This window comes from Ureibacillus sp. FSL K6-0786 (assembly GCF_037965165.1).
Classification (GTDB): domain Bacteria; phylum Bacillota; class Bacilli; order Bacillales_A; family Planococcaceae; genus Ureibacillus; species Ureibacillus thermosphaericus.
The window spans coordinates 1,782,951-1,799,271 of sequence record NZ_CP150191.1; the positions used below are offsets into that span (position 1 = coordinate 1,782,951).

At 34.3% G+C, this 16,321-nt stretch carries 14 protein-coding genes; 9 read left to right on the top strand and 5 right to left on the bottom strand.

From position 1 onward, the window contains the following. Positions 1-429: 429 nt before the first annotated feature. The 3 genes from NSQ18_RS08765 to NSQ18_RS08775 all read left to right on the top strand — a co-directional run bounded on the left by NSQ18_RS08765 (position 430) and on the right by NSQ18_RS08775 (position 3,064). Complete coding sequence (locus tag NSQ18_RS08765; RefSeq protein WP_016838327.1) at positions 430-1,233, top strand: helix-turn-helix transcriptional regulator; 804 nt, start codon at positions 430-432, stop codon at positions 1,231-1,233. Between the two features lie 91 nt (positions 1,234-1,324). Then, positions 1,325-2,083: a membrane protein insertase YidC gene (gene yidC, locus NSQ18_RS08770; protein WP_096549802.1), complete on the top strand. Its 759-nt coding sequence runs from the start codon at positions 1,325-1,327 to the stop codon at positions 2,081-2,083. A gap of 111 nt (positions 2,084-2,194) precedes the next feature. Continuing rightward, positions 2,195-3,064, top strand: a complete 870-nt coding sequence (locus tag NSQ18_RS08775) for a M15 family metallopeptidase (protein ID WP_168412641.1) — start codon at positions 2,195-2,197, stop codon at positions 3,062-3,064. A 44-nt stretch (positions 3,065-3,108) separates the two neighbouring features. Here NSQ18_RS08775 and cls read toward each other — a convergent pair whose 3' ends face one another. The 3 genes from cls to NSQ18_RS08790 form a co-directional block, all read right to left on the bottom strand. Beyond that, positions 3,109-4,563: a cardiolipin synthase gene (gene cls / locus NSQ18_RS08780; RefSeq protein ID WP_016838324.1), complete on the bottom strand. Its 1,455-nt coding sequence runs from the start codon at positions 4,561-4,563 to the stop codon at positions 3,109-3,111. A gap of 110 nt (positions 4,564-4,673) precedes the next feature. Continuing rightward, complete coding sequence (locus NSQ18_RS08785) at positions 4,674-5,465, bottom strand: YwqG family protein (protein ID WP_096549800.1); 792 nt, start codon at positions 5,463-5,465, stop codon at positions 4,674-4,676. Between the two features lie 153 nt (positions 5,466-5,618). Continuing rightward, positions 5,619-6,773 (bottom strand): MFS transporter, encoded by a 1,155-nt coding sequence (locus tag NSQ18_RS08790; protein WP_339289635.1) that lies wholly within the window; start codon positions 6,771-6,773, stop codon positions 5,619-5,621. Between the two features lie 248 nt (positions 6,774-7,021). Here NSQ18_RS08790 and NSQ18_RS08795 point away from each other — a divergent pair, with 248 nt between their 5' ends. After that, positions 7,022-7,153, top strand: coding sequence for an Lmo0850 family protein (locus NSQ18_RS08795; protein ID WP_016838321.1), 132 nt, complete (start codon positions 7,022-7,024; stop codon positions 7,151-7,153). 42 nt (positions 7,154-7,195) lie between these two features. Here NSQ18_RS08795 and NSQ18_RS08800 read toward each other — a convergent pair whose 3' ends face one another. Then, the gene (locus NSQ18_RS08800; protein ID WP_016838320.1) at positions 7,196-8,392 is read right to left on the bottom strand and encodes an FtsW/RodA/SpoVE family cell cycle protein; all 1,197 of its coding nucleotides are present in this window, start codon (positions 8,390-8,392) and stop codon (positions 7,196-7,198) included. A 204-nt stretch (positions 8,393-8,596) separates the two neighbouring features. Between NSQ18_RS08800 and NSQ18_RS08805 the strand changes: the two genes are divergently transcribed. The 5 genes from NSQ18_RS08805 to NSQ18_RS08825 all read left to right on the top strand — a co-directional run bounded on the left by NSQ18_RS08805 (position 8,597) and on the right by NSQ18_RS08825 (position 14,497). Next, positions 8,597-9,346: a hypothetical protein gene (locus NSQ18_RS08805; RefSeq protein ID WP_016838319.1), complete on the top strand. Its 750-nt coding sequence runs from the start codon at positions 8,597-8,599 to the stop codon at positions 9,344-9,346. Positions 9,347-9,458: 112 nt separating this feature from the next. Continuing rightward, positions 9,459-10,532, top strand: a complete 1,074-nt coding sequence (locus NSQ18_RS08810) for a D-alanine--D-alanine ligase (protein WP_016838318.1) — start codon at positions 9,459-9,461, stop codon at positions 10,530-10,532. A gap of 12 nt (positions 10,533-10,544) precedes the next feature. Further along, positions 10,545-11,909 (top strand): UDP-N-acetylmuramoyl-tripeptide--D-alanyl-D-alanine ligase, encoded by a 1,365-nt coding sequence (murF, locus tag NSQ18_RS08815; RefSeq protein ID WP_016838317.1) that lies wholly within the window; start codon positions 10,545-10,547, stop codon positions 11,907-11,909. A 116-nt stretch (positions 11,910-12,025) separates the two neighbouring features. Beyond that, a complete protein-coding gene (locus tag NSQ18_RS08820) occupies positions 12,026-12,721 on the top strand; it encodes an alpha/beta fold hydrolase (RefSeq protein ID WP_168412639.1) in 696 nt (231 codons plus the stop codon). 339 nt (positions 12,722-13,060) lie between these two features. Next, positions 13,061-14,497: a DEAD/DEAH box helicase gene (locus NSQ18_RS08825; protein WP_016838315.1), complete on the top strand. Its 1,437-nt coding sequence runs from the start codon at positions 13,061-13,063 to the stop codon at positions 14,495-14,497. Positions 14,498-14,534: 37 nt separating this feature from the next. On the opposite strand, the gene NSQ18_RS08830 is transcribed toward NSQ18_RS08825, so the two are convergent. Next, entirely contained in the window at positions 14,535-16,118 is a 1,584-nt protein-coding gene (locus tag NSQ18_RS08830) for a long-chain-fatty-acid--CoA ligase (protein ID WP_016838314.1), read from the bottom strand. Positions 16,119-16,321: the final 203 nt, after the last annotated feature.

A 16,321-nucleotide genomic window follows, 5' to 3' on the forward strand; every position in this document is an offset into this window, starting at 1 on the left:
ATATTTTTAGAAAAGAAATAGAGAAGAATGTAATAACATAAGAACATTTTGCATCTGAGTTAATGAAAAAATTTGTTGAAAAATCTAGTTCTATTTTATTAGGAAATATATATTATTGAAAAACAGAAATCACATTTCCATAGTGTGAATCAAAGATAATATTCATCGGTAATTTAATTAGGAAATGGGAGTTGAAAAAAAAACGAAAATTATGGTAATATTCACTTTAGTTATAAATATTTATTTAAATTTTCAATTTTTTTCGGTCTTTAGGACAGATTTTTAGTATGAAACTAATCAAATTGTCACCTTTTTCATATTAAAAAATTTTTATTTATAGCATTTTTATGATTGGTTATATTAGTATAGTAACTATTGACATATATACGATTGATGCAAATTTCATTCTGAAGAAAGATGGGGTATTTTATGCAACTACACCAACAATCAATTTCTGAAACGATTTCGAAGAGATATTTTCAAGAAATTGACAGTATTAATCAATACACCGGTATTGAAGAATTTTTTACCATTGAATCACGTCTGTTATTTGAAATATTCCATTTGGAGGCAGATAAGGCGAAAAAATCATTGCACGAGCTAATTGATATCTTATCAATTCGTTTTGGAAAGCAAGTTATTAAAGAAGTTAGAAATTATTTTATGACACTTTCCTCGATTGTTGCAAGAAAACTTATGGAGAATCAAGTGCCTTCGAAGAAAGCCTTTGCCTTTAATGTTGCTTGTATAGACATGATTCAAAATAAAATGAAAGATGCAGAGTTCTTACAGTTTGCTGATGAGTTAATAGACTTTTATGTAAGTTTTATTGCGGATCGAAAACAACCTACATTCCGTCATCAAACTGTCAATAAAGTAATCATGTACATAAATGATGAATTAGAAAATGATTTAACGGTAGAAAGTATTGCGCAAAAATTTCATATTAGTACAAGCCACCTGTCCCGCATTTTCCGTGAACATGTAGGAATTACATTGGTAGAATACTTAAATGTAAGAAGAGTAGAAGAATCCCAATACTATTTAAGACATACAAATAAAAGCATTACATCCATTTCTGAACAATTCCATTTTTGCAACCAAAGTTATTTTACTCGTATTTTTAAAAAGTATACCGGAGTTACACCGAAACACTTCAGAGATGAATTGCATCATGATTTTTTTAGATTCGAACTTCCAGAAACAGCAAACGTCGAAAAAGAAAAAATATAAAGTTGTTTTTCATTTTGACACCTGCTGTTTGAAATTATAAAGTATATTCCGTATACTTCAATTTAGTTAGAATTTAATAGTAGGTGGAAAAATGAAAAAACTAATGCTGTTTTCACTTTTCGGCATCATGTTACTAGTGTTATCAGGATGCCAAGCAGTTGAAAATCAAGAAGGATTCTTTTATCATACCTTTGTCAAGCCAATGGATTGGTTGTTGAATACGCTTGGCGAATGGTTTGGCGGTAGTTATGGTTTAGCGATTATTGCGATTACAATTCTCATTCGTCTTATTTTGATGCCTTTTATGTTGCGTAATTATCGCCAACAATCGATTATGAAATCCAAAATGGATGTTATTAAGCCTAAAATGGATGAAATCCAAGAAAGATTAAAAAAGGCAACAACAAAAGAAGAACAAATGAAAATTCAACAAGAAATGTTAGCCTTATACCGTGAACATAATATTAACCCGTTAAATTTAGGATGCTTGCCGATTTTAATTCAAATGCCGATCATCATGGGGCTATACTTTGCTATTCTGTATTCAGACGAGGTAAAAACTCACGAATTTTTATGGTTTAATTTAGGAACACCGGATTTCGTTATAACGGCAATAGCTGGAATTGTTTATTTCATACAAGCGAGAGTTTCATTATGGACAGTTCCAGAAGCTCAAAAGCAACAAATGAAAATGATGATTTATATCTCGCCGATTATGATTGTAATCATCTCAATTTCGTCCATGGCGGCATTACCGTTATATTGGTCCGTCAGCGGGATATTACTAATTTTACAAACCTATATAGGAAGAAAATATTATTCTGAGCATCCAGTTGAAGAAGCAAAATAAGTAGTTTAGTCGAGTCTAAATGGGCTCGACTAATTTTTTTGAAGTAAATATGAGAAAATAGTGTTAAAATAATAGAGCGTGTTTTGAAATGAGACGGGATTAGGTGATTTTATGAAAAACAAAAAAAAGCATTATACACTACTTGGTATTTTGTTGATAATGATCATTGCTATTGTCTCCATCGTTTTCATTAATAACAATCTGAACAATGAGAGTGAAACAATTAAAACGGAAGATCAGGCTATTTCAGAAGAAAAAGAAAATGGGCTTGAAGAAGCAAAGGAAAATTCTGAAGTATTAGAAGATGAATTGGAAAATTCCAGCGACTCACAAGATGAAGGAAAAGTTGAAGGGGAAGAACCTCACCAAAAACCACAACAGCAACAACAACAGAAACCAGAAGATAAGAAATACAAAGAGAATAATGGTTATATTGAAGGGCAAACATTGCCTAGTGAGCCTACTTATATTAAGGGAGTACTGATTGCGAATAAAAAATATCCACTTCCAAAAGATTATGCACCGGGTGAAAACGTAGAAGCTCGTGCCGCTTTTGAGTTGATGGCCCAAGAAGCAAAAACATTAGGTTTTGAATTAGTAGCATTTAGTACATATCGTTCTTATGAATATCAGGAATTACTTTATAACAAATATGTAGAACGAGATGGCAAAGAGAATGCAGATCGCTACAGTGCACGTCCTGGTTATTCCGAACACCAAACAGGCTTAGCCTTTGATATTGGTGAAAAAGGCCGTGAAGATTTATGGCTTACAGAAGCGTTTGGACAATCGGAAGCTGGTAAATGGTTAGCAGAGAATGCACATAGATACGGCTTTATATTAAGATATCCGAAAGGGAAAGAGCACATTACAGGTTATATGTATGAATCTTGGCATTTTCGTTATTTAGGTGTGGAGCTTGCAACTAAAGTAAAAGATTCAGGATTAACTTTAGAAGAATATTTGGGAATTGATAAATAAAAAGAATTCGTTTTTCCAAAGGTTTTTTTGGAAAAACGAATTCTTTATAATATTGGAGTTAACAGTCTAGAAATTGACTCTTTAAATTTGATTATGACTGAACGATTTTCGTATTGTTCCAGTGTTAATTCTCTAGAATCTAAAATATCTTTTTCAAAGATTTCGGCTAATTCATGGCAAACAAGTTTATCATAAATAAATGCATTCACCTCAAAGTTTAATTTAAAACTTCGAACGTCGATATTAGCAGTTCCTACTGAAGCTGCTTCATCATCAATCACAATGGTTTTCGCATGGATAAATCCTTTATCGTAAATATACACTTTCGCGCCCGCCTTCAATAATTCCCCAATATAAGAATAAGTAGCCCAATAAACAAACAAATGGTCAGGTTTATTTGGAATCATAATACGAACATCGATTCCCGATAGGCTAGCCACTTCAATTGCATTTAAGAAGCTGTTATCCGGAATAAAATAAGGTGTTTGAATATAAATATACCGTTTTGCTTCCATGAGTAATTTTAAATATGCGTTTTTAATTGTTGGCCAGTCTGTATCAGGACCACTGGAGATAATTTGCATAGCCACATCCCCTTTTTTAGGAATGGCAGGAAAATAACGTTCTGAATACTCTATTTTGTGTTCGCTAGCTTGATTCCAATCTAAAATAAAGCGAGTTTGGATTGGAAGAACTGAACTGCCTTCTATGCGTAAATGGGTATCTCTCCAGTAGCCAAATTTATTGTTTAAACCTATATATTCATCCCCGACATTAAACCCACCAATGTAGCCAATTCGACCATCAATCACGACGATTTTTCGGTGGTTTCTAAAATTCAAACGCGGATTAATAAGCGGGAAAATCGAAGGGAAAAATACTTCAACTTCTCCACCTAATTCAATCAATTCTCTAAAATGTCTTTTTTTTATGCTTCTTGAACCCATTTCATCGTATAAGATTCTAATTTTGACACCCTGTTTTGCTTTTTTCTTTAATACTTCATAAATTCTTTGCCCTAAATTATCGAGCTTGAAAATGTAATATTGAATATGAACATGATCTTTTGCATTCAATATATCATTGATTAATGACTGGAATTTTTCAACTCCATCATCAAAAATTTGAACTTGATTATCCTGCGTAAGAATGGCATCTCCCGTATTTAAATTCATTTGAATAAGATTTTTATAATTTTTAACGTAGTTTTCATTAAACTGAAACGTATCATTTTCAAGGGCTTCTATTTGATATTTGATTAAATTGTCGATGCCAATATCTTTTTGTCCATCCCAGCGAAATAAATGTTTTTTTCGTAGTTGTCTGCCAAGCAATAAATATAAAATAAAGCCAATTAAGGGTAGGAAAAATAAAACAAGGATCCATGCCCAAGTGGAAGATGCATCTCTTCTCTCTAAAAAGATAATTGTAATGGCAAGAATAATATTTAAAGCAAATAAGATAGGAATGAAAGGGATTGAATTAATGATGATGCTCATTCCACACCCACCTACTCCCCCAGTAATTATATATTATTATAACGTATTTATTGATTAGATAGAAATTATTGGCATATAAAAAGGCAACCACTTGATTGGTTGCCCATTAGCTAGTACTGTTCAGCCTGCAAATATATATCAGTAAAATCACATTGGGCGAGTTTTTTGCTATTAATAAAAAATTTGATGATTCCAGAGTCTCCCCACATAATATTTTGCTCATCATCTGAAACCATTTGTAATAGTAGCGTATCATACCGTTTTAACAGGGTTGAATGGGTTCTAGTATCTTGGTGAATGAAGTAGGGATATCCTCCGATTTTATGCTCTGCTCCTAAAAAATGTTCAAAATAATGTTCTTCAAGTGTACGTCCATCATGAAGCTGTTTATTTAGATCTGAGTGACTGATATATTTGGTTAATCGATAATCCATTGCAGAAACTGGTTCGACCGTATAGATAAATCGGAGTGACATCTCATTTCTTATCGGAGAGTATGCAAAGTTTGGCAGAAATGAAAAATCTGTGACTAGTTCATGTTCAGGTAATATATTGGGATAATAGCGAACTTTAAAATAATGTTGAAAAATCTCTTCGGTCAGTTGATACTTTGCTAATGAAGGTGAAATGAAAAATTGCAATATTCCTCGTGAAGGAAATGGATGAAACGAATGACATTGTTCAAAATTTATTTGAGCAAGAAGTATTAAATAATTCCCATCTATATCTTTTGGATACTTCATAGTTTTTGGTAAATATGGATAACCAGCAAATTTACTATCAGTGAAATTGGTTTGTTGAATGGTAGGTAAAATATTTATTGCTTTTAATACTGATGCTTCTAGTCTTGTACGAATCCCTTCAAATTGGGACGGCAATCGTAACAAATATGAAAAGTCCAAGTTCTATCCTCCAACACATTTTTATTATTCTTATAACCGTTTGTAGTAAATATATGCATAAAAATATGTTGTTACCTTTTCTAAAATATGAAAAAGGGGCGCTTGAAGGATTTAGCGCTCCCTTTTTATTGATAATTAGCTATTTATTCAAATTCAGCGAAGGGATTTTTTTGAACGACTGAAAATGAAAATGAATACGATGATAATCAAACTAATGATGAACGAGATGTAATAAGTTAGAGACATTCCAACTTTAAATAAAACAGTGAAAAATAACGGTCCGATAATTCGGCCTAAGTTATCCATGGAGTAAGAAAGTCCGGCAGCGAGACCGTATTTTCCTCCGGATTCTTTAGTTGTTAGCGAAACAACACATGTTCTAGCTAATGCATTACCTGCTGTAAACACGCATAGAGCAATGCCGGCCGTTACCAGGCTAGATGTTAGAGCAATTAATAATAGCCCGATAGCAGTCACGATTTGAGCTGCAAACAGCCATTTTGTTTCTGTACCATCTTTTATTTGTCGAATGACTCCTCCTTGAATGAAAGCATCGACAAATCCACTAAACATAAATAAATATCCTAGTTGAAGGGGAGTGATGCTGATGCGATTAATTTGGAACAATTGAAATGTTGCTTCTACTCCCGCTAACGTAAATGTAACGAAAAATGAAAAGAGAAATAAATATCGAACGCGATATTGGAAAAGCGTGGATGCGCCTTTTGGTATGATTTGCCGCTTGTTTGCTTCTCCTTTTCTTTCAGGTTCTTTTAATCCAATGAGTGCGATAACAAAGAGAATGGCAATTAGAGCTGCTGACGCAGTGAAAGGAAGATGCAAACTCTTTTCACCGAGCACTCCACCAATCGCAGGACCAAAAATGAACCCTAGACCAATCGACATGCCCATTAAGCCCATATATTTATTGCGATTCTCGTTTGTGGATATATCACTGATATATCCTGTGACAGATGTATATAAAGCCCCAGAAAACAATCCACCAACGATGCGTGAAAAATATAGCATAAATAAATGATCGATAAATAAGCTGAAAATAAGAAAACTTAAACAAAAACCAACAAGACCTACTAAGATTAAATGTTTTCTGCCAAATTTATCAGATAATTGTCCCCAAAAAGGTGCTGTAAAGAAGCTGGCTAATGCGTAAACCGTTAATAACCCGCCAACATGAACTTCATTCCATTGGTTTTGCACAATTACTTCCGGCAAAACAGGAATAATAATTCCGAATCCCAAATAAACGAGAAATTGTATAGCTAATAATAGAACAATCTTTTTCATAATGTTCCTGCCTTTATAAATTTTAAATTAGTATGAACACTGTACATTGTAACTTTACCGATTTTTGAAAACAAGTAAATTCAATATGCCATAAATTTTTAGGGCATTTTATTTGACAAGATTGTAGTTGTAACATTTTTGAAAAATTAAACGGAATAGAATCATGGTAAAATATTTTGAGGATATTTGTACGAAACTTTTTTCACTATTTGTACGTTGTAAATAATATAATGTGAGGATAGGTGGTTGGAATGGGCAAGGAAGTGGATTTGAGAAAGATTGCTTCAAAATTATCGAAATTAGGGGTAACTGCAACTGTAACAAAGTCACGGCTAGAATTGTTAAAAGTATTAGCACCACCAAAAACTACTTCCCAATATTGATTTGGTTGAACGAAAAAATTCCCGCATCGGCGGGAATTTTTTTTATAATTCATCATCTTCATTTGCTGAGAACATGTATTTTTTGTAATGAAACTTCATGCTAAATACAAGACCAATAGCAAGGGCATTTCCCATAAGTGAACTTCCACCGTAACTAATAAACGGTAAAGGGATTCCGGTAATCGGAAGTAGTTGTATTGTCATTCCGATGTTTTCAAAAACATGGAAGGTAATCATTGCGATAATACCAGCACACACATATGTACAGAATGGATCTTTTAATGTGAGTGTGATTTTTGTTAAATGGTAAATTAATAGGAAATAAAGACAAATGACGAAACTAGCACCTATAAATCCCCATTCCTCGCCGATTACGGCAAAGATAAAATCGGTATGGTTTTCTGCTACATATACTTCACGGTTCATATATCCTTTGCCGAAAATTTCTCCTGAACCAATGGCATTGAGTGAAGTGATTAAATGATAACCAGCTTTATCTGCATATGAGTATGGATCAATCCATGAATATATTCGTCCGAAATGGTAAGGTTTTACTCCTAAATATTCTGCAAGAAAATCTTGCATATATAAAGCCATCCATAAAATTAATCCGGCAATGCTCATACCACTGATAAAAATAGGTAGAATAATCTTCCATGAAATTCCTGCAACAACAATGAGTGCAGCAGTAATGGCAATAAATACTAGTGATGAACCTAAATCAGGTTGCTGCATGATAAGAGCAAGCGGAATGAATAATGACAAACCAATTTTTCCTAAAAGTAAAAAGTCTGTTTTAAGTGTTTTACTTACATACTTTTCATGGTGAGTGCTAATCAGTCTTGCGGTTGCAAGAATAAAAAAAGTTTTCATAAATTCAGAAGGTTGAATACTTCCGAGACCTGGTATATGATACCAGCTTTTTGCTCCGTTTTTTGGCTCCCCTATTTGGCCTTGACCTTCTGGCATAAAAATAAGTACAAATAAGAGTAAAATTCCAAAACCATATAAATACCAAGACATTTTTTTATATTGCTCCGGCTCGAAATACATGACAAAAGCAACGATGAAGGAACCAATCACGTACCATTGTAATTGTTTAAAAACAAAATTTATTTGACCATATTGCCCTGTCGTTTGAGCGGAAGAAATAGCTACTAAACTAATAATTAAAAACATGACGAGTATGGCAGCAAGTTTCCAATCGAATCTTTCTGCAAAATTTCTGTTATTCTCCATTTTGTCCACCTATGTTCTATAATATTGCAATCAACAAAGCTCTTCATCAATATACTGTATCATATTCTATATGGTATTATAGCGAAAATATGATTTTATCCGATTAAAACACAACAATAAGACGAAACCTTTGTGAAATTGTTTCAAAAAACATAATTACATCTTATAATAAACTTAACTGTTGCGGTATTGGAGAGTGATCGAATGGCTAAAAAATATAAGACGGTTGATGATTATTTTTACCATTTGTTTATACATATGAACGATGTTGATCGCTTTGTTATTTTTAGCGGTTTGTCATTAAAACAATTTATTGGAGCAATCGATTCAATCAAAAATATTTTACTGTTAAAACACAATTACGAAGATGGTTTATTTAATATGCATACCCAGCTAGATTATATTCCAAGCGATGAAATAAAAAACTTTGTTAAAAAAGTGGATGATACAAATCAAGATTTGTGCTGGGTTGATTTTGCTGACGAAAGGCATGTAAATCAGCTTACTCCCATTGAGCAAGCAGAATTATTATATTTAGCTCATAAAAAGGAACCTGTTTCAACACCGTTTTTTGTGAACCTGCAAAATCGTTATGTGTATTGTTCATCCGCAGCTGATCAAACAACAAAAATTTATTTTCGCTACTTAGAAGATTTTGAGACTCTCATTTCAACACTTATCAATAATATTATAAAAGAAAACGGAGGAAATGGGGGTTTTTGGCGAAGAAAGTCGAAGGAAACAATTCCAACGATTGACGTCTCATTATTAAAAGCATATCGCAATTATTTTAAAGAAGGTGCCTTGATTTCACTTTATAAAGTGGATAAACCAGACAACCACTTTGGCTTAGAAATTCGCACACTCTCCGATTATGATTATCCTGATGAAGTATGGAATGATTTAAAAATGATTTTAAAACAAGAACATGATGAACTTATTAAACTGAAGTAAACTTCCCTGTCCAAGGGTATTGCCAAATGACAGGGAGTTTTTTCTTTTTAGCATTCATGAATTAAATCTTTTCATGATAAACTAGTATTACTCAAAAGTTGGAGGTCGAAAAATGAAAAAACGAATCGGATTATTATATGGGGGGAAATCCGCGGAGCATGAAGTATCACTAATAACGGCTACAGCGGTAACCAAAGCTATCGATTTTGATAAATATGAAGTAATTCCGATTTATATTACCATTGATGGCGAATGGTGCAGAGGTCCTCAGTTAACGAAACCAGCTGAATCTATTGAAGAATTACAATTTACAAAGAAAGAAAGTAAACCAAACTACATTCTTGAATTTATTTTGGATGAGAATCAGGAACAAGCAAAATTTGATGTGATTTTTCCATTGCTCCACGGTACTTATGGTGAGGATGGCACAGTACAAGGATTGCTTGAATTATTGAACCTTCCTTATGTTGGAAATGGTGTTCTATCCTCTTCAGCTGGAATGGATAAGGTTGTCATGAAGCAATTGTTTAGCATTGCAGGACTAAATCAAGTACCATTCGTTTATTTTATTCGATATGAATGGGACCAAAACAAAGAGGCATTGCTTTCAAAGTGTGAACGTGAATTAACTTATCCGATGTTTGTTAAACCGGCAAACCTAGGTTCTAGCGTAGGAATAAGCAAAGCATCGAACAGAGAAGAATTAGAGAAATCGATTAATATCGCTTTTAAATATGATCGGAAAGTAGTTGTAGAGCAAGGAATTGAAGCCCGTGAAATTGAAATGGCTGTGCTTGGACATAATGAACCGAAAGTATCCGTAGCAGGAGAAATAAAGCCAACAACTGAGTTTTATGATTACGAATCAAAATATAAGGACGGATCAACAAAATTAATTATTCCGGCAGAAATTACAAAAGAAGTGGAAGAGAAAATGAAAGATATGGCCATTCGTGCCTTTAAAGTTTTAGATTGTTCCGGCTTAGTAAGAGCTGATTTCTTCGTATGTGGAGATGAAGTATTTATAAATGAAGTAAATACGATGCCAGGCTTCACTCCTGTCAGCATGTATCCACTTCTTTGGCAAAACAGTGGGTTAAACTATTCTGAATTAATTGATCAGCTAATCGAATTAGCACTTGAGCGACATAAAGAAAAACAACAACTTCAATTTAATAGAGAATAAGTGGGATGAATGATGAGAAAAAGTATTCAAGACATTGCAAATTGGTTAAATATCGAAGCTGGTGAACATGGTGAAAAAATCGTAACCGGCGTATCCATTGATACAAGAACAATTAAAGAAGGAGATTTATTTATCCCTTTTCGCGGGGAAAAAACGAATGGACATAAATATGTGCTTCAAGCTTTTGAAAAAGGAGCAAGTTGTTCCCTTTGGTTAAAAGATGAACCGAATCCACCAAAAGATGTACCGCTTCTTTTTGTAGAGGATTCTGGGCTCGCGTTGCAACAAATGGCGCGTATGTACCGCAATGAGCTGAAGGCAAAATTCATTGGAATCACAGGTTCGAACGGAAAAACATCTTCAAAAGATATTTTAGCAAGTTTGCTTTCACCATTTTATAAAGTGCAAAAAACGATTGGTAACTTTAATAATGAACTAGGTTTGCCTCTTACAATATTGTCTCTTGATGAAGATACAGAAATTGCAGTTTTAGAAATGGGAATGAGCGGGTTTGGCGAGATTGAGTTTTTATCCACATTAGCTAAACCGCATTATGCTGTTATTACGAATATTGGCGAAGCTCATATGCAAGATTTGGGATCAAGAGAAGGTATAGCGAAGGCGAAATTTGAAATTATTAAGGGATTCGATTCAGAAGGTGTATTATGTTATGACGGTGATGAGCCTCTATTGAGAGCATTAATTGAAATTACTCCCCAATTAAGATCGAAATCATTCGGTTTTCAACAAGGAAATGATTTAATGATTCGAGAAATAGAGACGACGGAAAAGGGCAGCCGCTTTATTGTTGATGGTGAATTAAACGGCGAATTTTTTATTCCGATATTAGGAAAACATCAAGTGAAAAATGCGTTAGGTGCTATGCTTGTCGCAAAATCTTTAGGAATGTCAGATGAACAAATTCGCAAAGGGTTGGAACAAGTATCTCTTACAGATATGCGGATGCAACTTGTTCCTGTTGGAGATGTTTTGTTTATAAATGATGCTTACAACGCAGCACCAACATCAATGAAAGCGGCAATTGAATTCCTCCAATCCACATCGATGCGAAAAGATAAATGGCTAGTTTTAGGAGATATGTTGGAGTTAGGAGATAAAGAGCAACAATTCCATGAAGAATTAGCTAGATACATTGATGAAAATCGTATTTCAAGAATATGTTTATTTGGGCCTCGTATGGAATGGTTATATCACAAAATAGCACCAAGATTTTCTGGGCGAATATTGCACACGAAAGATGACTACGGGAAAATCGTCGATTATATAAAACAACATGCCGATAAAGACTCGTTAATTTTAATTAAAGGATCTCGAGGTATGAAATTAGAGACGATAATTAATACTTTTAATAAATAAAGAATTCGCCATTATAGTGGAATTCATGGAGACTCCGGCAGAAAAGAACTAATGGTGTTCGAAGTGAATTTCACTTTTTTATTTGGAAGAATTCTTCTACAACAGGAGTGTTTCTTATGTCTGTTGGTGTATTGATGTTGCACGGATTTTCCGGAGGACCGTATGAGGTGCAACCTTTAGCAGAATACATACGAAATCAAACCGATTGGATTGTGGAAATCCCCACATTTTGTGGTCATGGTGAAACACTTTCATTAAAAGGTTTCACAGCTGAGCATTGGCTGATTGATGCTGAGCTTGCTTATAAAAGATTAGCTAAAAAAGTCGACAAGGTTTATGTTGTAGGTTTTTCCATGGGAGGAGTCATCGCTTTATACTTAGGAAAACGATATCCTATAAAGAAAATCGTTTTGCTTAGTGCGGCTGTGAAATATATTGCTCCAAAGCAGTTATTAAGCGATTTACAAAAGTTTGCAAAAGAAGCCATTGAAGGACATTTAAAAAATAATGAATTATTTAAGCGATATGAGTATAAACTAAAAAATGTACCTGTTAGTGCAGCAATACAATTTATGAAAATCGTCCGGCAGGTTGAACCATATATTGAGTCAATCAATATACCAACCTTTATTGTTCAAGGAAAATGTGATGGAATCGTTCCGTATACAACCGCTCAATATTTATACGATAAACTTTCATCAAAGGAAAAATATATTTACTTTTCATCTTGTGGTAAACACCATATTTGTTATAGCGACGATTGTGAATCTTGGTTTCCGGATGTACTGCATTTTTTACAATCTGAAAAATAAGCTTTAGACAATAGAAGCATTATCGTTGCATAATTTTCATGTACCGTGTAGACTAGGGAGAGCAATGGATACATTTTATACAAATACTCTTCAAAGGAAACGAAGAGTACTTTTTTTTGAGTTTATCGGTTTTATTCTATTGGAACATATTGAAATGCATAGAATTGAACCGCTCGGCAAAGACCGGGCTTTCCTTTTCATATAAATAAATGTTTTCTCTAAGTATGAGGATTTATTAATTTGACGGAACGTTCTAACTAAAGGCTCGATATTTGCCGACATTCCATCTGAAAAATGTAACCATTTGTCGACTTAAGAGAAAAAAGGAGATTGAAGAGTTTGACAAATTTTTCAGAATTTAATATTAGTGAATCTACATTACGTTCGTTAAAACGTATGGGATTTGAAGAAGCAACACCCATTCAAGAAGGAACTATTAAATTTGCTTTAGAAGGTCGCGACATTATCGGACAGGCACAAACAGGTACCGGTAAAACGGCGGCGTTCGGTATTCCGATTATCGAAAAAATTGATACGAATAATCCGGATATTCAAGCATTAATTATTGCACCGACTCGCGAACTAGCTATTCAAGTTTCAGAAGAGCTTTATAAAATTGGATATGATAAGCGAGTAAAAATATTATCTGTTTACGGTGGACAAGATATCGGACGACAAATTCGTGCTTTAAAAAACAAACCGCAAATTATCGTTGGAACTCCTGGTCGAATAATAGATCATATCAACCGTCGTACATTGAAACTTGAACATGTTCAAACCCTTGTATTAGATGAAGCAGATGAAATGTTAAACATGGGCTTCATTGATGACATTAATGCGATTTTAGAAAAAGTGCCTGAAAATCGCCAAATGTTGTTGTTCTCAGCAACAATGCCGCCAGCAATTCGTAAAATCGCAACGAAATTTATGAAGAATCCAAAAGAAGTGAAAATTAAATCAAAAGAAATGACGGTTGAAAATATTGAACAATATTTTGTGAAAACTCAGGAACGAGAAAAATTTGATATTTTAACTCGTCTTTTGGATGTACATCAACCGGAATTGGCCATCGTATTTGGTCGTACAAAACGCCGTGTAGACGAATTAGCGCAAGCGTTAAATATTCGTGGATATCTAGCAGAAGGTATTCATGGAGACTTGAGCCAATCAAAGCGTTTGTCTGTATTACGTCAGTTTAAAGAAAATAAAATTGATATCCTTGTTGCAACAGATGTGGCGGCACGTGGATTAGATATTTCTGGAGTTTCTCATGTGTATAACTTTGATATCCCTCAAGATCCGGAAAGTTATGTACACCGAATTGGTCGGACTGGGCGTGCAGGGAAATCAGGACTTGCTGTTACATTTGTAACACCAAGAGAGATGGGCTATTTAAGAATCGTTGAAGAAACAACAAATAAACGCATGACGCCTCTGCGCCCACCAACTGAAGACGAAGCATTAGCAGGGCAACAGAAATTGGCGATTGAAAAGCTTGTGGAAGTTGTTCAAGCAAATGATTTAAAAGATTATCGATTGCTAGCAACAGAATTATTGGAAGATTATGATGCAGTGGATCTTATAGCTGCAGCCATCAAATCATTTACAAAAGAGCCGGACGATACTCCAGTGAAAATTACAGAAGAACGTCCGCTTCCAATACGCAAAGAACGTTCAAATGGACGCAGTGGGGGACGAAGTGTTCGCCGAGAACACCGTGGAAGCAGAAGAGAAGGCGGTAAGAAAACGGGAGAACGCCGTCGAGGTAGAAAGTAAGAATAAATGTAAGCAGGAAGGGCTTCCCTCCTGCTTTTTATATTTGTTGAACCGATTCAATATATTGTTTGCGTAATTGAACTTTTTGTATTTTGCCTGAAGCTGTTTTTGGCAATTCATCAACAAAAGATACACTTTTTATTGCCTTAAAATGTGCTAATTTTGAACGAGTGAAGTCGATTAGTTCTTGCTCAGTAACCTGGTAGCCATCTTTTAATACGACAATGGCGTGAGGAGTTTCTCCCCATTTTTCGTGTGGAATAGCAATGACGGCTGCTTCTTTTATAGCAGGGTGTTCATATAATACGCCTTCTACTTCTATGGAAGAGATATTTTCACCGCCACTTATAATAATATCTTTTTTACGGTCAGTTATATCGATATAACCTTTCTCATCAATGGTGCCTACATCGCCTGTATATAACCAACCATTAATGATTGTTTCCATTGTAGCGTTTTCGTTTTTCCAATAGCCTTTCATCACGCCGTGTCCACGAACAATAATTTCTCCCATTGTTTTCCCATCGTGAGGAACTTCTTCGCCGTTTTCATCCACTACTTTTACTTCTGTACCTATAAATGGTGTACCGGCTTTTGCTTTCAATCTCATTTTTTCAACTTCTGAAAGATTTTCATATTGTGAAAGTATTCGGGAACCTAAGCTCAGTGGTGAAGATTCTGTCATTCCATAAACTTGGATGAATTCCCAGCCAAGGTCTTTTTCAACCCGTTCAACAAAGGCAGGAGGTGGTGCAGATCCAGCAATAACAACTCTCACTTTATGAGACACCACAGGTTTATGTTCATCATAATATTGCAATAATGTATTTAATACAGTAGGTGCCATATGAATGACTGTTACTTTATATTTTTGAATAGCATCAAAGATTTGATCAGCTGCAACTTTTCTCAACGTAACGTGAGTTGCTCCATTGGCAGTATAATAAAAAGGTGATCCCCACCCGTTCACATGGAACATCGGTAAGACGTGTAAGTATACATCTCGATCTGTAACGCGTAAGAAATGCATCGAGCTTAAAGCATGTAAATAATTGTTTCGGTGTGTTAGAAGGACGCCTTTTGGATTACCAGTTGTTCCGCTTGTATATAATAAACTGCATTCATCATTTTCATCCAAATCAACTCTGTCAAAGTTTGAACCGTCAAAAGAAGCAAGCCATTCATCATAATTGATTTCATTTGTTTCACTATTTTTGTTATGAACAATAATTGATTCGACAGTATTTAATTTTGATTTGATTGGTTCAATTAAATGATAAAGTTCTTGATCTACAAACAATACTTTTGACTCGCTATGATTTAAAATAAAAAGATAATCTTCAGGTTTTAAACGAATATTTAAAGGTACCATTACTGCACCAACTTGATATATCCCATAAAAACCTTCAAGCATTTCAATCGTGTTTGGGGCAAGATATGCTACTTTATCATGTTTTTTAATGCCTAAAGATTGTAGCCCCCTTGACAGCTGATTTACTCGGGTGTTGAACTGGTAATAAGTGAATCGCCGATCCCCTTCATAACTGATAATTGCTTCCTTATTTCCGTATAATGCAACGGCTCGATCTAAAAAATGGGTTAAAACTAAAGGTACGTTCATCCAACTACACTCCTTACGTAATGAATAGTGATTTTATTAGACTGAAAATTCTAAAATTTATACAGAGAAAGCACTAGGAAGTCTAATATGATATATATGAATTCACTAAGCTAAAAAATGATGAATTAAAAAAATAAGGAGTTTTGAAACAAAATAAAAGGAAAACCGTATATGAAAGAGATAGATAAGAGGTGAGAGATAAT

Coding starts and splice junctions, on each gene's coding strand:
- NSQ18_RS08765 (WP_016838327.1), top strand. CDS start 430: ATGCAACTACACCAACAATCAATTTCTGAAACGATTTCGAAGAGATAT.
- yidC (WP_096549802.1), top strand. CDS start 1,325: ATGAAAAAACTAATGCTGTTTTCACTTTTCGGCATCATGTTACTAGTG.
- NSQ18_RS08775 (WP_168412641.1), top strand. CDS start 2,195: ATGAAAAACAAAAAAAAGCATTATACACTACTTGGTATTTTGTTGATA.
- cls (WP_016838324.1), bottom strand. CDS start 4,563: ATGAGCATCATCATTAATTCAATCCCTTTCATTCCTATCTTATTTGCT.
- NSQ18_RS08795 (WP_016838321.1), top strand. CDS start 7,022: ATGGGCAAGGAAGTGGATTTGAGAAAGATTGCTTCAAAATTATCGAAA.
- NSQ18_RS08800 (WP_016838320.1), bottom strand. CDS start 8,392: ATGGAGAATAACAGAAATTTTGCAGAAAGATTCGATTGGAAACTTGCT.
- NSQ18_RS08805 (WP_016838319.1), top strand. CDS start 8,597: ATGGCTAAAAAATATAAGACGGTTGATGATTATTTTTACCATTTGTTT.
- NSQ18_RS08810 (WP_016838318.1), top strand. CDS start 9,459: ATGAAAAAACGAATCGGATTATTATATGGGGGGAAATCCGCGGAGCAT.
- murF (WP_016838317.1), top strand. CDS start 10,545: ATGAGAAAAAGTATTCAAGACATTGCAAATTGGTTAAATATCGAAGCT.
- NSQ18_RS08820 (WP_168412639.1), top strand. CDS start 12,026: ATGTCTGTTGGTGTATTGATGTTGCACGGATTTTCCGGAGGACCGTAT.
- NSQ18_RS08830 (WP_016838314.1), bottom strand. CDS start 16,118: ATGAACGTACCTTTAGTTTTAACCCATTTTTTAGATCGAGCCGTTGCA.